General features: G+C 70.1%; 15 protein-coding genes. 5 read left to right on the top strand and 10 right to left on the bottom strand.

Annotation, left to right across the window (positions count from 1 at the left end; genetic code table 11):
- Nucleotides 1–26: 26 nt before the first annotated feature.
- The 5 genes from nadC to MFF01_RS09815 form a co-directional block, all read right to left on the bottom strand.
- Complete coding sequence (nadC, locus tag MFF01_RS09835; RefSeq protein WP_238224499.1) at nucleotides 27–890, bottom strand: carboxylating nicotinate-nucleotide diphosphorylase; 864 nt, start codon at nucleotides 888–890, stop codon at nucleotides 27–29.
- 98 nt (nucleotides 891–988) lie between these two features.
- A complete protein-coding gene (locus MFF01_RS09830) occupies nucleotides 989–2,509 on the bottom strand; it encodes an L-aspartate oxidase (RefSeq protein WP_238224497.1) in 1,521 nt (506 codons plus the stop codon).
- The gene (nadA, locus tag MFF01_RS09825; protein WP_238224488.1) at nucleotides 2,506–3,522 is read right to left on the bottom strand and encodes a quinolinate synthase NadA; all 1,017 of its coding nucleotides are present in this window, start codon (nucleotides 3,520–3,522) and stop codon (nucleotides 2,506–2,508) included. Before nadA ends, MFF01_RS09830 begins: the two co-directional genes overlap by 4 nt.
- Nucleotides 3,523–3,655: 133 nt before the next feature.
- Nucleotides 3,656–4,648: an NUDIX hydrolase gene (locus MFF01_RS09820; protein WP_238224824.1), complete on the bottom strand. Its 993-nt coding sequence runs from the start codon at nucleotides 4,646–4,648 to the stop codon at nucleotides 3,656–3,658.
- A gap of 98 nt (nucleotides 4,649–4,746) precedes the next feature.
- The gene (locus MFF01_RS09815; RefSeq protein ID WP_238224486.1) at nucleotides 4,747–5,313 is read right to left on the bottom strand and encodes a sugar O-acetyltransferase; all 567 of its coding nucleotides are present in this window, start codon (nucleotides 5,311–5,313) and stop codon (nucleotides 4,747–4,749) included.
- Nucleotides 5,314–5,437: 124 nt separating this feature from the next.
- Here MFF01_RS09815 and thiE point away from each other — a divergent pair, with 124 nt between their 5' ends.
- The 3 genes from thiE (at nucleotide 5,438) to MFF01_RS09800 (ending at nucleotide 7,702) form a co-directional block, all read left to right on the top strand.
- Nucleotides 5,438–6,148, top strand: a complete 711-nt coding sequence (gene thiE / locus MFF01_RS09810) for a thiamine phosphate synthase (protein WP_238224484.1) — start codon at nucleotides 5,438–5,440, stop codon at nucleotides 6,146–6,148.
- Nucleotides 6,149–6,172: 24 nt separating this feature from the next.
- Nucleotides 6,173–6,979, top strand: a complete 807-nt coding sequence (gene thiD, locus MFF01_RS09805; RefSeq protein ID WP_238224482.1) for a bifunctional hydroxymethylpyrimidine kinase/phosphomethylpyrimidine kinase — start codon at nucleotides 6,173–6,175, stop codon at nucleotides 6,977–6,979.
- Between the two features lie 93 nt (nucleotides 6,980–7,072).
- Nucleotides 7,073–7,702 carry a helix-turn-helix domain-containing protein gene (locus MFF01_RS09800; RefSeq protein WP_238224480.1) on the top strand — a complete coding sequence of 210 codons (630 nt, stop codon included), beginning with the start codon at nucleotides 7,073–7,075 and terminating at the stop codon, nucleotides 7,700–7,702.
- Between the two features lie 33 nt (nucleotides 7,703–7,735).
- Here MFF01_RS09800 and MFF01_RS09795 read toward each other — a convergent pair whose 3' ends face one another.
- From MFF01_RS09795 to MFF01_RS09775, 5 genes are all read right to left on the bottom strand, one after another.
- A complete protein-coding gene (locus MFF01_RS09795) occupies nucleotides 7,736–8,320 on the bottom strand; it encodes an ABC-type transport auxiliary lipoprotein family protein (RefSeq protein ID WP_238224478.1) in 585 nt (194 codons plus the stop codon).
- Between the two features lie 103 nt (nucleotides 8,321–8,423).
- The gene (locus tag MFF01_RS09790) at nucleotides 8,424–9,506 is read right to left on the bottom strand and encodes an MlaD family protein (RefSeq protein WP_238224476.1); all 1,083 of its coding nucleotides are present in this window, start codon (nucleotides 9,504–9,506) and stop codon (nucleotides 8,424–8,426) included.
- Between the two features lie 62 nt (nucleotides 9,507–9,568).
- Nucleotides 9,569–10,291, bottom strand: a complete 723-nt coding sequence (locus MFF01_RS09785; RefSeq protein ID WP_306421586.1) for an ABC transporter ATP-binding protein — start codon at nucleotides 10,289–10,291, stop codon at nucleotides 9,569–9,571.
- 121 nt (nucleotides 10,292–10,412) lie between these two features.
- Nucleotides 10,413–11,555 carry an ABC transporter permease gene (locus MFF01_RS09780; protein WP_238224468.1) on the bottom strand — a complete coding sequence of 381 codons (1,143 nt, stop codon included), beginning with the start codon at nucleotides 11,553–11,555 and terminating at the stop codon, nucleotides 10,413–10,415.
- 128 nt (nucleotides 11,556–11,683) lie between these two features.
- Entirely contained in the window at nucleotides 11,684–12,871 is a 1,188-nt protein-coding gene (locus MFF01_RS09775) for an MFS transporter (protein WP_238224466.1), read from the bottom strand.
- 179 nt (nucleotides 12,872–13,050) lie between these two features.
- Here MFF01_RS09775 and MFF01_RS09770 point away from each other — a divergent pair, with 179 nt between their 5' ends.
- Both MFF01_RS09770 and MFF01_RS09765 read left to right on the top strand, forming a co-directional pair.
- Nucleotides 13,051–14,010: a hypothetical protein gene (locus MFF01_RS09770; RefSeq protein ID WP_238224464.1), complete on the top strand. Its 960-nt coding sequence runs from the start codon at nucleotides 13,051–13,053 to the stop codon at nucleotides 14,008–14,010.
- Nucleotides 14,011–14,077: 67 nt separating this feature from the next.
- Entirely contained in the window at nucleotides 14,078–14,518 is a 441-nt protein-coding gene (locus tag MFF01_RS09765; RefSeq protein ID WP_238224462.1) for a DUF1489 family protein, read from the top strand.
- The last annotated feature ends 100 nt before the right edge of the window (nucleotides 14,519–14,618 follow it).

Genomic DNA, 14,618 nt, shown 5'->3' with positions numbered 1-14,618 from the left:
CGCGCGACGGTCAGGCGATCGTGCGATCAGGCATCGTCGAGGCCGAGATCGATGATCGGCGCGCTGTGGGTGATCCAGCCGCAGGAGATGAGATCGACGCCGGAGGCGGCCACGGCCCCCACGGTGTCCGCCGTGATGCGGCCGGACGCTTCGGCGATGGCGCGCCCGTCGATCCGCCGCACCGCCTCGGCGAGCTGATCCGGCGTCATGTTGTCGAGGAGCACGGCGTCGGCGCCGACGGACAGGGCTTCATCCAGCTGGGCCAGGGTATCGACCTCGACTTCGATTTTCACGAGGTGTCCGGCATAGGCCCGCGCCCGCGTGATGGCCGGGACGATGCCGCCGGCGACCGCCACGTGGTTGTCCTTGATGAGCACGGCATCGTCGAGGCCGAAGCGGTGGTTCGAGCCGCCGCCGGCCCGCACGGCGTGCTTCTCCAGGGCGCGCAGGCCAGGCGTGGTCTTGCGGGTGCAGACGATCCGGGCCTTGCCGTGCGGCCGCGCCGCCGCGACCAGCCCCGCCGTCGCCGTGGCGACGCCCGACATCCGGCATAGGAGGTTCAGGGCGACACGCTCGGCGGTGATGATGGCGCGGGCCGGACCACTGAGCCGGATCACCACGTCGCCCGGTGCCACGCGGGCGCCGTCGCCCCGCTCGACCGTGACGGTCACGGCCGGATCGACGAGGCCGAAGGCAATCACGGCGGTGTCGACGCCGGAGATGACGCCCGCCTGACGGGCGGCGATGACGGCGTTCATCGTCAAGCCCGCCGGCACGATGGCGTCCGTCGTGAGGTCGCCCGCCCGGCCGAGATCCTCCAGGAGGGCGGCGCGCACGATGGGCTCCACCATGAGGCGGGGCAGGGAAACGAGGGGCGCGGCGTCGGTCATGAAAACCCCTCCGGGGCAGTTTAGGGCATCGGCGCGGACCGGAACGGCGGGTCCCGAATTGGTCGATGCGTTGTGGGGTCCCGGCGTGTCGGCCAGGTTCAGACGAAGGCGGGCGTGTCTGACAAGGCCCGGATCTCGGCCAGATCCGTCTGCGTGTGCCGGACGGGCGCCTGATCGGGATGATCGCTGCGCCAGTGAGCGCCTCGACTCTCTTGGCGCGACAGCGCCGAGGTGGCGACGGCGAGGCCGACGAGGGCGGCATCGCAGCCGGCCCGGGCAAGGGGCGCCAGCCGCTCGACGGCCTCGGTGAGACCGGCGGCGTCGCGCACGACGCCGACCCGCGTTTCCATCAGCGGTCGGATCACCGACCATTCCGGTTCTGTGCGCATCCGCTCGGGCTCGGCCTGGGCCAGGCCGGGCTGCGGGAGTGCTTCGACGGCCTCGGCGATCCACGGCGCGTAGGCCATGGCCTCGAGGAGGGAGTTGCTGGCGAGGCGGTTGGCGCCGTGCAGGCCGGTGGAGGCCACCTCGCCGCAGGCGAACAGGCCCGGCACGGTGCTGGCGCCCGACGCGTCCACCATCACGCCGCCCATATGGTAATGGGCGGCCGGACGGACGGGAATCGCTTCGCGGCTGGGATCGAGACCGGCCGTGGCGCACAGGCCCGCAACGGTGGGAAATCGCGTCGCCATGCGATTCCCGAGCGTGCCCCGGCAATCGAGGAACACCCGCGCGCCGCGTGCCTGAGCCTGGAAGATCGCCCGCGCGACGACATCGCGGGGCGCGAGGTCGCCGCCTGCGATGCCAGCCATGATGGCGGCGCCGTGCTCATCGACGAGGCGGGCGCCCTCGCCGCGCAGGGCTTCGGTGGCGAGCGGCATCGGGTCGGCGCCGACCGCGATGGCGGTGGGGTGGAATTGCACGAACTCCATGTCGCGCAAGCGTGCCCCCGCCCGCGCCGCCAGGGCGAGACCGCCGCCGACGGCGCCGCGCGGATTCGTGGTCGAGGCGTAGAGCGCACCGAGGCCGCCGGTGGCGAGCACCACGGCCCTGGCCGGAAGGCGCAGATGCGTGCCGCCGCGTTCGCAGACAATGCCGGCCACGGCCCCGTGCGCATCGCGCATGAGACTGCGGGCCTGCGCCACCACCACGTCGATGGACGGCGTGGCGGCGACGGCGCGGACCAAGGTCTCAAGGACGAGGCGTCCGGTGGAATCCCCGCCCGCCCGCACGATGCGGCGGCGAGAATGGGCTGCTTCCAGACCAAGGGCGAGGGCGCCGGTCCCGTCACGGTCGAACGGCGCGCCGAGGCCGACGAGCCAGTCGACGAGGCCGGGACCGGCCGCCGCGACCCGCCCGGCGACATCGGGCTGCGTGAGACCGGCGCCGGCCGCAAGGGTGTCGGCGGCATGGAGGGCGGGGCAATCATCCGCGCCCGTGGCGGCGGCGATCCCGCCCTGGGCCCAGCCCGTGGCTGTGCCGAGCCCGAGGGGGCTCGCGGTGATCAGGGTGACGGGACGCGGCGCGAGGCGCAGGGCCATGGAGAGGCCGGCGACTCCGGCCCCAACCACGATGACGCGGTCGGGCGCCGCGAAGGAAAAGGCGGCGTGGGCGTTCATCGCGGCCGCACCGCGAGCATGCGCTCCACCGCCAGCCGCGCCCGGTCGGCGAGGTCTGGCTCGACCGTGACCTCGTGGGTCAGGGTCTCGAGGGCGTTACGGATGTTCTTCAGGCTCATGCGCTTCATGTGCGGGCACAGGTTGCACGGCTTGATGAACTCGATGTCGGGGTTCGCCGCCGCGATGTTGTCGCCCATGGAGCATTCGGTCACGAGCACCACCTGCCGGGGGCGCTTTTCCGTGACGAAGTTCATCATCATGGCCGTCGAGCCGGAGAAGTCCGATTCGGCGACGACATCGGGCGGGCATTCGGGATGCGCGATGACGGTGACCCCGGGATAGCTCTCGCGCACGGCGTGGATATCGGCGGGCGTGAACTGCTCGTGCACCTCGCAATGCCCCGCCCAGGTCAGGATCTCGACCTCGGGCACCAGGGACTGGACGTTCTGGGCCAGGAACTCGTCGGGAATCATCAGGACACGGGGCGCGTTGAGCGAGCGCACCACGTCGACGGCGTTGCCCGACGTGCAGCACAGGTCGGACTCGGCCTTCACGGCGGCCGAGGTGTTCACGTAGGTGACGATGGGCACGCCCGGGTATTTTTCTCGCAGGCCGCGCACATCGGCGGCCGTGATGGAATCGGCCAGCGAACAGCCGGCACGCATGTCCGGGATGAGGACGGTCTTGCCGGGATTCAGGAGCTTCGCCGTCTCGGCCATGAAGTGGACGCCGGCGAGCACGATGACGTCGGCATCCACCGTCACGGCCTCACGGGCCAGCGCCAGGCTGTCGCCGACGATGTCCGCCACCGTGTGGAAGATTTCCGGCGCCTGGTAATTGTGCGCGAGGATGACGGCGTTGCGGGTCTTCTTCAGTTCGAGGATCGCCGCCACGTCGTCGGCCAGGGCCGGCCACTCGATGGCCGGCACGTGCCGGCTGACCCGCGCGTAGATGTCGGGCAGGGGCAGACCGGCATGATTCACCGGGGCAATCGGAAGACTGGTGGCCGCCATGGACGCGTCCTCACTTATGCTCAAAATGAGCATTGTGCCGACTAACGTAGGGGCGTCGGATGGCGTTGTCCAGATATGCTGGACTTGAGCATAACGTTTTTGCGATGCAGGACTTGATGGTGCGCCGCGATTGTCAGGCGGGGCGTTTGGCCGGCCTGAGGCGGAAGCCCGGCGCTGGGCGCTCGAGTAGGACTTCCCGGCGGAACCGCACGAGGCGGGCCGGTCGGCCGGTGGCGCCGCTGGTGACGCCCTCGGTCTCCTCCACGAGGCCCTGCTGGGCGACGAGGCGACGGAAATTCTGCTTGTGCAGGTTGGTGCCCGACAGGGCCTCGACCGTACGCTGAAGCTGGAACAGGGTGAAGGTCGGCGGCATCAGCTCGAACACCACCGGTCGATACTTGATCTTGCCGCGCAGGCGCCCGATGGCGGTCGCGAGCACCCGGCGGTGGTCGAACGCCATGGGCTGACCCGTGGCGGCGCCGTCGCAGGCGGCCCCCGACTGTCCCTGCGCCTCCGGGATCAGGCCGGCCTCGAACAGGAGTTCGTAGCGCTCTAGCACGCGCTCTTCGTTCCAGGTGCCGTCGAAGAGGCCGAAGGTGAGGCTCAAGCGGTCCTCGCGGCGCCGCCGAAGCTTCGGGTCCGCCGTCTCGCCGGCCCAGGCGAGGAGCTTGGCCTCGATCTCTTCCAGCGCCGGCGGACGCCCTTCGCGAAAATCCTCCCAGGGGAGATAGCGGTACCAGTTGCGCCACGACGCTTCGGCAAGGCCGCCGGGACGCACCTCGCGCACGAGGGCGAGGTAGGCCACCGAGAGGGTGTGGAGCCCATGGGCCTCGTCGCCCTGCCGGTCGCGATCCCCGAAGGTGTAGAGTTGCTCGACATAGCCGAGGCGCTGATGGGTCTGGCGCTCGACCCAGGCGCGCAGGCCCCGCTCCAGGGTCGGGTGCTCCGGCACGAGGGGCCCAGCGGGCAGGCCGTCCGAGCGGCCCCGCGCCTGACCCTCGACCTGCACCGTGAGGGCGCGCGGCTCGCCATCCGTCGCGGCGACGATGACCGCGACGAGCCCGACGGCAGACGGGTTCACGAGCGAGGCGGTGTCGCGCCCCTGCGTGTCCTTCACCGTCGTCACGTCGTCCACCCCTCGTCCCGCTCCGGCTGCTCATGACATATCGCGTCGCCGCGATGAACGACCAAACGGCGCGGCATGTGGGTCGAGCTCCGTTCGGATCAGGCCTGCTCGCGCCGGGGCAGGGGGCGGGCGGGGTTGCCCACCACGGTGTCACCGGCCGCAACGTCGCGGGTCACCACGCTGCCGGCCCCGATGATGGCATGGTCGCCCACGGTGACGCCCGGCAGGATGAGGGCGCCGCCGCCGATCCAGACGTTGCGGCCGATGCGGATCGCCCGCGCGAATTCGAGGCCCGCCTCGCGCGATGGCGCATCCCGAGGGTGATCGGCCGTGAGGATCTGCACGCCGGGGCCGATCTGAGTCCGCGCGCCGATGAAGACGGGGGCGCAATCGAGGATCACGCAACCGAAATTGAGGAAGACGTGGTCTTCGAGGGTGATGTGGAGGCCGTAATCGCAGTGGAAAGGCGGGCGGATGACGGCTCCCTCGCCGACGGCGGCGAAGCGTTCGCGCAGCAGGGTGCGGCGCTCGGCCGGCGAGAGCGCCAGCGACGCGTTGTAGCGCACCATCCAGGCCTTGGCGTCGTGGGCATCGGCCTGAATCTCGGGGTCGTTGGGGTGGTAGAGTTCGCCCGCGAGCATCTTCTGTTTCGGGGTGGATTCCATCCGGCTCGATCCTCTCACGATTCGGAGGGGCAACGCCGCTTGCCCGGTCAAGCTCCCTTGGTCGAGCCTTGCGAGACCGGGCGATGGCCTTAAGACAGAGGGGCACGCGACCAGAGGAAATGCCGTGATCGGACAGGACGACGCGCTGGGACGAACGGTCCCGGTGGATCTGCGCCTCTACGGGCTCCTCGATACGGGCGTCTGCGGCCTGGACGCGGAGCGCCTCGCCGCCATGGCGGCGGCCTCCGTGCGCGGCGGCTGCACCCTGCTGCAGTACCGCGAGAAGACCATCGACAACGCCCGGGCCGCCCTCGCGCGCATCCGGGCGATCCACGCCGCCCTGCGGGGCAGCGGCGTTCCGCTCCTCGTCAACGACCGCCTCGACCTTGCCCTCGCGGCGGGTGTCGAGGGCGTGCATCTCGGCCAATCCGACCTGCACCCGGCCGAGGCGCGGCGTCTCCTCGGCCGCTCGGCCATCATCGGCCTGACCTTGAAGACCGGGCCCCAAGCGGACGAGCTCTATCGTCTGCCCGTCGATTACGCCTGCATCGGCGGGGTCTTCGCCACGTCGAGCAAGGACAATCCCGATCCACCGGTGGGTCTCGACGGCCTCGGCCGCATCCTGTTCCGGGGCCGGCTCGCGCGCGGGGCCGGCTTCCCCCTCGGGGCCATCGCGGGCATCGATTCGAGCAACGCGGCGGCGGTGATCGGCGCCGGGGCGGACGGAGTCGCGGTCATCTCGGCTCTGTTCGGGGGTGAGGACGCCGAGGCGCGGGCGCGCGACCTGCGCCACCGGGTGGATTCGGCCCTCGCCGCGCGCGGTGTCACCCGGTAGACCCGGACCAACCGGAGGCATGCCATGACCCCCATCGCCGTCACCATCGCGGGCTCCGATTCGGGCGGAGGCGCCGGCATCCAGGCGGACTTGAAGACCTTCGCGGCCCTGCGGGTCTACGGCGCCAGCGTCGTCACCGCCCTCACGGCCCAGAACACTCTCGGCGTTCAAGCCATCCATGACGTGCCGGCGGACTTCGTTGCGGCCCAGATCGACAGCGTGTTCGCCGATCTCGACGTAAAGGCCGTGAAGATCGGGATGCTGTCGCAGGTCGCCACCATCGAGGCCGTCGCCGATGGTCTGCGGCGGCACGCGCGGGGAATCCCCATCGTGCTCGATCCGGTGATGGTCGCGACGAGCGGCGACCGGTTGATCTCCGAGGATGCGGTGGACGCCCTGCGCCGCCTGCTTCTGCCGCTCGCCGACCTCGTCACACCCAACCTGCCGGAGACCGGGACCCTCATCGGCGCGGCGACCCCGACGAGCGAGAACGACGCCGTGGCGCAGGGGCGCCGTCTCCTCGCCCTCGGCGTCCGGGCGGTTCTGGTCAAGGGTGGTCACGGGGAGGGTGGCGAGAGCGTCGACCATCTGCTCTGCGCCGATGGCACGCTCCGCCGGTTCGCCGCCCCCCGGATCGACACCCGCAACACCCACGGCACCGGCTGCACCCTGTCGGCGGCGGTGGCGGCGGGCCTCGCCCGGGGGCGGCCCCTCGTAGACGCCGTGGCGGAGGCCAAGCGCTATCTCACGGCGGCGCTCCAGGCCGCCGACACCGTCCCGGTCGGACGCGGCCATGGACCAGTCCATCACTTTCACGCCCTGTGGACCTGAGACGACCACCCGCCTTGCGCCGATTTCAAAATTGCGTTTGAAGTACCGCACGTTCGTTCGATGTATGGAACGATCCGTTGGGCTTCAGGGATCATGGACGAGCAGGCGACGACCCCGGACCGGCCGAAACCGCGGGACATCCTCACGGGTGCCCAGCTGCTTTCGGGGCAGCTCGGCAAGACGATTCAGCGCCTTCGCAAGGCCTATAATCTGTCGCTCTCGGAACTGGCCGAGCAATCCGGCGTCGCCAAATCGATCATCTCCCAGATCGAGCGCAATGAAACCAATCCGACCCTGGCGACGATCTGGCGTCTGAGTCAGGCGCTGGACGTCTCCATCGAGCGGGTGCTGGCCACCAGCGACGAAGAACCCTTCATCGAGAAAACCTCGCGGGCCGACACGCCGATCCTCGTTTCCGACGACGGCAAGGTGCGCCTTGCCATCGTCGGCTGGATCAAGACCGTCGAATGGCTGCAATGGTACGAGGTCTCGGCCGATCCCGGCGGCGTCCTCGATTCCGATCCGCACCAGCGCGGATCGGTGGAATCGCTGACGGTCACCGCCGGCCAGCTCGAGGTCGAAGTCGCGGGTGCCGTGCAACGGGCGCGGACGGGCGAGACGCTGCGCTATCGCTGCGACCGCCCCCACACCGTGCGCTGCATCGGCACGGAGCCGGCCAAGGCGATCATGGTCGTGATCATGAAGGCCGCCGTAATGGAGTGAGGGCTTGGAAGCGTCCGCTCCAGCGCTGTGCGCTCAACGCCCCGAATTGACCCAGGCGACCATTTCGGCGAGCACCCGCGCCAGGGCCGCGTCGAGGCCTACGGCGGCGGAACCCGCGTCGACCTTCGCCACGGGGATGCGCGCCGTGAACACCCGCGCGGCCACCACCTTGCCGGTGCCCTCGGCGATGATCTTGGCCGACAGATCCACGACCGCCTCACCGGACCCGGCGGCGATGTCGAAGGCGCGAATCTCCGAGATGAGCTGGAAATCGGAGACGATCTTGTCTCCCGGGCGGCTCACGGACTTGAGGCGGCCGGAATTCTCCAGGCTCTGGATCAGCCGGGTCTGGATCAGGCGCGGCAGCCGATCCGCCCACTGGCCGCCGCCGAGGAACGACAGGGCTCCGCCGGGCTCGCGCACGATGATGCGGTCCGCCTCGAACGGCTGGATGCCCACGGGTTCGGCCACGGTGAAGGACCGTGCCGTCGTACTCGCGCGGCCGGTGGGCGGCAGGGCGGCGAGGTCGAAGGTCAGGGGGGTGGCGCCACCGCAGCCGCCGAGGGCCACGGCCATGAGGCTCGCCCCGAGGGCGAGCGCCGTTGTGCTGTGTGTCATACGCGATCCGGACGTTGCAGCGCGACGGGCTGCGTCCGGTAAACTACGGCAAAGCTGTTTTCGTGCCGTGCGCCCGGACACGCTCATCCCGCCAGGGATGCATTCAGCGGCCACCGTTGTATTCCGGCAACGACGGCTTGCCGCCGAAGATCACCTGGCTTGGGTCGCGCTCGAGGTTCTTCACCGTGCGGTTCAGGGTGTTGAGGGTGCGCTGACCGTCCGTCGACAGGGCCTCGACCTCGCGCCGGCCCGTGCCGCTCAGGCGGTTGAAGCTCGTGGCGATGTTCGAGGTGCGCTTGTCGAGGTTCTCGGACAGAGTTCGGAATGCCCTGCCGGCGTCGCGCACGGAAATGGCCGCCTCGCGCACCTCCGTGAAGGTGCTGGTGCCGGCCGAACCGGACGCGGAGCCGAGGAAGCCCTCAGCGCCCTTGAGCACGGCATCGACGCGGTCGGCCGAGGCGTTGAGCTTGGCCATCATACCGCGCGCGTCCTTGAGGGCGCCCTCGATGTCGGGACTGCCGGCGGCGAGCGCCGCCGAGAAGCGGTCGGCGTTGTCGATGACGCGATTGAGCTTCTGCCCGTCGATGGCCTTGACGAGGCCGCTCACCGCCGGACCGGCATCGGCCAGAGTCTTGGAGAAGGCTTCGACGTTGGCGAGCGTCCGGTTGATGGCGCCCTCGTTGCCGGCCACCACCTTGTCGAGGCGCTGGAGCACGTCGTCGGCGCGCTGGGCGATCTGCTTGGCCGCCGCCATCATGTCCTGGATGTCGGACGAATCAGCGAAGATCGTCGGCATCTGGTCGCCCGTCCCGGTGCCGAGCGGCGGCGCGTCGGCATTGCCGCCCGACAGCGAGATGGTGGAGACGCCGGTCAGCATCGCGGAATCGAGGCGGGCGCGGGTGTCTGCGCGCAGCGGGGTGGTGCGCTCGACCTCAACGACGGCGACGACGCGGCGCGGGTCCTGCGGCAGCAGGCGCACATCCGCCACCTCGCCAACCTTGATGCCGTTGAACGCCACCGTCGAGCCTTTGGCGAGCCCCCCGACGCTACCGGAGAACACGATGCGCACGGCCTGCCGGACCTGGCTGCGCGAGCCGCCCTGCAGCCAGAACACGAAGCCGAAGGCGGCGACGAGCACGGCGAGCGTGAAGGCGCCGATGACGGCGTAGTTCGCACGAGTCTCCATCGGATCAGCGAATGCCCGGCTTCGTGGCGGACGCGCTGTGCGTCACCACACGGTGGAGGGAATCAGGCGGCTGCATGGCGCGTGCCGTTGGGAACGACGGCGCGGCCGCGCTTGCCGTGGAAGTAGGAGCGCAGCCAGGGATGGTCGCTCTCCAGCATCTCGGCGATGGTGCCCTGCGCGATGATCTGGCCGTCGCCGAGCGCCGCGATGCGGTCGCAGGCGGTGTAGAGGCTGTCGAGGTCGTGGGTGACCATGAACACCGTGAGCCCGAGGGTCTGCTTCAGGGTGGCGACAAGCTCGTCGAATTCGCCCGCCCCGATGGGATCGAGCCCCGAGGTCGGCTCGTCGAGGAACAGGATCTCGGGATCGAGGGCGAGGGATCGCGCGAGCGCCGCGCGCTTGATCATGCCGCCGGAGAGTTCGGACGGCAGCTTGTCGGCGGCGTCGGGCTTGAGGCCGACCATCTCGATCTTGAGGCGGGCGAACTCGTCGAGGAGGCGCTCGGACAGGTTCAGGTGCTCGCGCATGGGCATCTGAATGTTCTGCTTGACGGTGAGCGCCGAGAACAGGGCGCCCTGCTGGAACAGCACGCCCCAACGCTGCTCGATCTGCCGTCGCCGCGTCGGGGTGAGGCCGTCCACATCTTCCCCGAACACGGTGATCTGCCCCGAGCGCTTCGGCACGAGGCCGAGGATGGTCCGGGTCAGAACCGATTTGCCCTGGCCCGACGGCCCGACGAAGCCGAGGATCTCGCCCCGGCGGATGTCGAGGTCGAGGCCCTTCATGACGATCTTCGAGCCGAACCCGACCACGAGGTCGCGCACGCGGATGATCGCCTCCGGCTCGGAGACGGCCGGATGGTCACGGGTCGGCCGCTCGGCCTGGGCGCGTTCGGTCTGCACAGGATCAGAAATCGATTGCCGCGAAGAAGACAGCGAAGAGGCCATCGAGCACGATGACCATGAAGATTGACTTCACGACTGAGGCCGTGACGTGGCGTCCGAGCGATTCGGCCGAGCCTTCGACGGCGAACCCCTCGATGGTGGCGATGATCCCGATGATGAGCGCCATGAACGGTGCCTTGATGAGCCCGACGGCGACATGGTGGAACGACACCGCCACCTGAAGCCGGGCCAGGAACGCCTCCACGGTCATGCCGCCGTAGAGCGCGGCCGTGAGGCCGCCGCCGGCGAGCGCCGCCAGGGACGCGAGGAAGGCGAGGATCGGCAGCCCGACGACGAGGGCGAGGATGCGCGGGACGATGAGGATCTCGATGGGATCGAGGCCCATCACTCGCAGGGCGTCGACTTCCTCGCGCATCCGCATGGAGCCGATCTCGGCCGTGAAGGCCGAGCCGGAACGGCCCGCCACCATGATCGAGGTGAGGAGAACGCCGAGTTCGCGCAGGATGAGGAGCCCGATGAGGTTCACGACGAAGCTCTGCGCCCCGAAGCGCTGGAGCTGGAAGATGCCCTGCTGGGCGACGATGCCGCCGACGAGGAACGAGATAAGGACGATGATCGGTACGCCCCGGAAGGCGACCTGATCGAGCTGGTTGACGAAGGCCGTGCCGCGGAAGGTGCCCGGACGCGCCGCGACGCGCAGGCAGGCGGTGACCACCTCGCCAAAGAAGGCGAGCCCGGCCACGAGGTCCGAGCGTGCGCCGACGACACGCACCCCGAGATCGTGCAGGAATCCCATGATCCGGCCGCGCGGCGCCGGGCCGGATTCGGCGGGGGGCAGCTTCACTTCGCCGAGCAGGATGCGATGCTCGGGGCTGGCACCCGCATAAGCGAGGCGCCCGCCATTTGCCTCGATCTCGGCCCGGGTCCGCTCCAGCACCCAGGCCCCGAGGGTGTCGAGGCGAGTCACCCCCGTCAGGTCGACCACGATGGGGCCCGTCGCGGCATCGCGGGCGATGCCGGTGGCGGCGGCCTCGACGGCGTTGCCCTGGTCGACGGTCCAGCGTCCGCGCAGGGCGATGCGTCCGCCGGTGAGGGCGGAGGCGTCGGCGACGTCCGGGTTCGACAGGGCTTCGGCGGTCGACACGACACGCGACTCCTTTGAGGGTGCCTCACACAGTTTCCGCCTCCTGCCGGGTCTCGCTCTCGGCGGGACAGGGCAGCGGGCGATTCTTCAGAGACACTGAGGCGCTCCCCTCTTTTCACAGGGTGGGGTTACGCAACCGTGTCCGGGTGCTGGCGTACAAAGGCGGCGCTGTGAAGACGGGTCTGCCGCGCGAGGCGCGCGGCGCGTGCCGTCAGGCACAGGCCGATCACAGCCAGGGGCGCCATGAGGCCGAAGGCGAGGGCGCCGCCGCCCCGGCCGTAGGCGAGGCCGCTTGCGAGGGTGGCGCAGGCGGAGGCGAGGGCGTTGCAGGCGCTCAACGTTCCCTGGGCCCGCCCGCGCGCGCCGTCCGGGGCGAAGCGCGACACCGCCGCCATGGCACCGAGTTGCGTCGCACCGAAGCTGAGCCCGTGCAGGGTCTGAAGCACGACGACGGCTCCAAGGCGATCGCCGTAGACCGCCATCCCTAAGGCCCGCACGGCGCCGGCCGCGGCGCCGAGGCCGAGAAGGCGAAAGGGCGTGCGCCAATGCGCCGGACAGAAGCCGATGCCGGCGAACAGGCCGATTTCGGCCAGCACCCCGATGGCCCACAGGGCGCCGATCCAGGGCGCGGGAAAGCCGTGGAGGCTCCAATGGATGCTGGCAAAAGCGTAGAGCGCGGCGTGGCTCGCCTGGATCGCCGCCCCGGCCGCGATGGTCAGCCATAGGATCGCCGGCAACGGGATCCGCTTTCCCGTGGCGCGCGCGGGCACGGCGGCGGGCAGATCGACACCCACTCGGGCGCAGACGAGGGCGGCCAAAAGGGCCAGGGCCGTGGTGAGCACCGGCACGGCCAGGGTCTCGCCGAGCAGGCCGAGGGCCGCGCCGCCGGCGAGGTTGGCGGCCAGGAAGGCGATGGAGCCGGCCATGCGGATTCGGGCGTAGTCGAGACGAGCGCTGCGGCGCACGGCGGCGAGCGTCAGATAGTCGATAGTCGGGACCAGAGGCGCCCCGGCGGCGGCGTTGAGCGCGATGAGGAGCGCCAGCACCGGCCAGCCCACGGCCGCCCCCGCCGGCATCAGGGCGTAGGTGGCGGCGAGGGCGAGGCTCCCGGCGACGAGGAGGGCGCGGGCGCCGACGCCCCGGTCGATGAGCCCGACGAGGGGAGCGGTGGCCACGATCTTGATTGCGATGGGCAGGGCGAGGAGGGCGCCGATGATGCCGGCCTCCAACCCGAGGGCGTTCAGCCAGACCGGCATGAACGGCATGGCGATGCCGATCTCGACGAAGACCACGGCGTAGAGGCTCGCGAGCCGCATCGGGTTCGGCTCGGGTGGCGTGGCGGTGGGGTGTATCACGGGGATCGCGGGCGCCGGAGGATGTGAGGGCCGAGTCGGACTCGTAAAGCCCGTGTTAAAACCATCGTGTCAATTGGAGTGGGACGCCTGCGGCACCGGTTGGATTCGGAAGTCGCGGCAACCCGAGGACTCTGATCTTCATGTCGCGTTCCCGCCTGATGACGTCCACCGACGTTTCGGAATTCGATCGCATCGAGATGGCGATGTCCGAGAGCGACCGGGGACGTTGGTTCCTTGCCGAATTCGCGCGTCGCGCGCGGGGCGCGGACACCCAGACCGTGCTCGGCGCCATTGCGCGCCTCGAGACGGTTGTCACACAGGATCGGGACGGAACGCAGGTCGGGCGCTTGCGCGGCGACCTTATGGACATGGCCAACGCCATCGCGCGCACCAAAGCGGAGATCGCGGCGCTTGGGACCCCCGATCACGAGTCGAGCCGCCTCGGCGGGGCGTCCCTGGCCCTCGACGCCATCGTGCGCGCCACGGAACGGGCGACCTCCGAAATCCTGAGTGCCGCCGAGGACGTGCAGGAGACCGCCTGGACCTTGCGGGAAACGGGTTCGGACGCGGCCATGTGCGACGCCCTCGATCAACGCGCCACGCAGATCTACACCGCCTGCTCGTTCCAGGACCTCACGGCCCAGCGCACGGCCCGCATCATCCACACCCTCCGCTACCTTGAGGAGCGCGTCGCCTCCATGATGGCGATCTGGGGCGACGAGGCCGATGCGGTGCCGCCGCCCCCGGGAGAGTCCGCGGGCGCCGGTCCCATCGACCTGTCCCAGAGCGACGTCGACCGGTTCATCGACGAGCCGGCCGCCGTGGCGACCGCCGTCGCCGCAATCGATCACACCGTCGCGGCCATGGCGCCGGAGGAAGCGCAGGCCTCGTCGCACGAAGCCCCCGCCGATGCGGAGGATGCCGACGCATCCGAGGCCGAAGAGGCACCGCACGCCCCCGCGACCGCCGCCACCGTGGCCGACACCAAGATTGAAGAGACCAGCGCGGAATCCGCGGCCTCGACCGAGGCGGATATCACCGCCGCCTTCGCCGATATCGACAGCCTCTCGGACGAGGAGAAGCGCGCTCTGTTCTCATGAGAACGCGGCGGCGCGGTCACGACGTTTTCGGGATGAAACCCGGTTCGACGCGCATTAGGAGGAGGGCATGTCGCTCCACCTCCTGAAGCTGTGCGTCGGTCCCGCCTCCATCGCCGAGCTCGAAGCCCGCATCGCCCAGACCCGCGTCGAGGCCTTGGCGCAGGGGCGTGATCCGGCTCCCGCTCACGTGACCCGCATGGTGCCGACCCGGGCCGCCGAGATCGTCGGCGGCGGTTCGATCTATTGGGTGATCAAGGGCACCCTCGCGTGCCGCCAGGCCATCGCATCCATCACACCGGTCACGGGCTCCGACGGCATCGGCCGGTGCCGCCTCGTCCTCGATCCCGTCGTGGTGCCGGTCTCGCCGCGTCCCTGCCGCCCCTTCCAGGGATGGCGTTACCTCAAGGGCGAGGATGCTCCGGCCGACCTCGACGGCACCACGGCCGGCGACTTGGCGGACATGCCGGAGGCGCTCCGCCGCGAACTCGCGGGCCTCGGCCTCATCTGAGAGCCGATCGGTCTCTGCCGCTGCTCCCGAATCAAGCATCTCGCTTCGCTCAGCAACAGGGACCGGCCACGACGAAACCGTCGATTTGAACAACCGGAGG

Source organism: Methylobacterium adhaesivum, from assembly GCF_022179065.1.
In the GTDB taxonomy this organism is placed as follows: domain Bacteria; phylum Pseudomonadota; class Alphaproteobacteria; order Rhizobiales; family Beijerinckiaceae; genus Methylobacterium; species Methylobacterium adhaesivum.
This window is presented reverse-complemented; position numbering and strand designations above follow the sequence as displayed.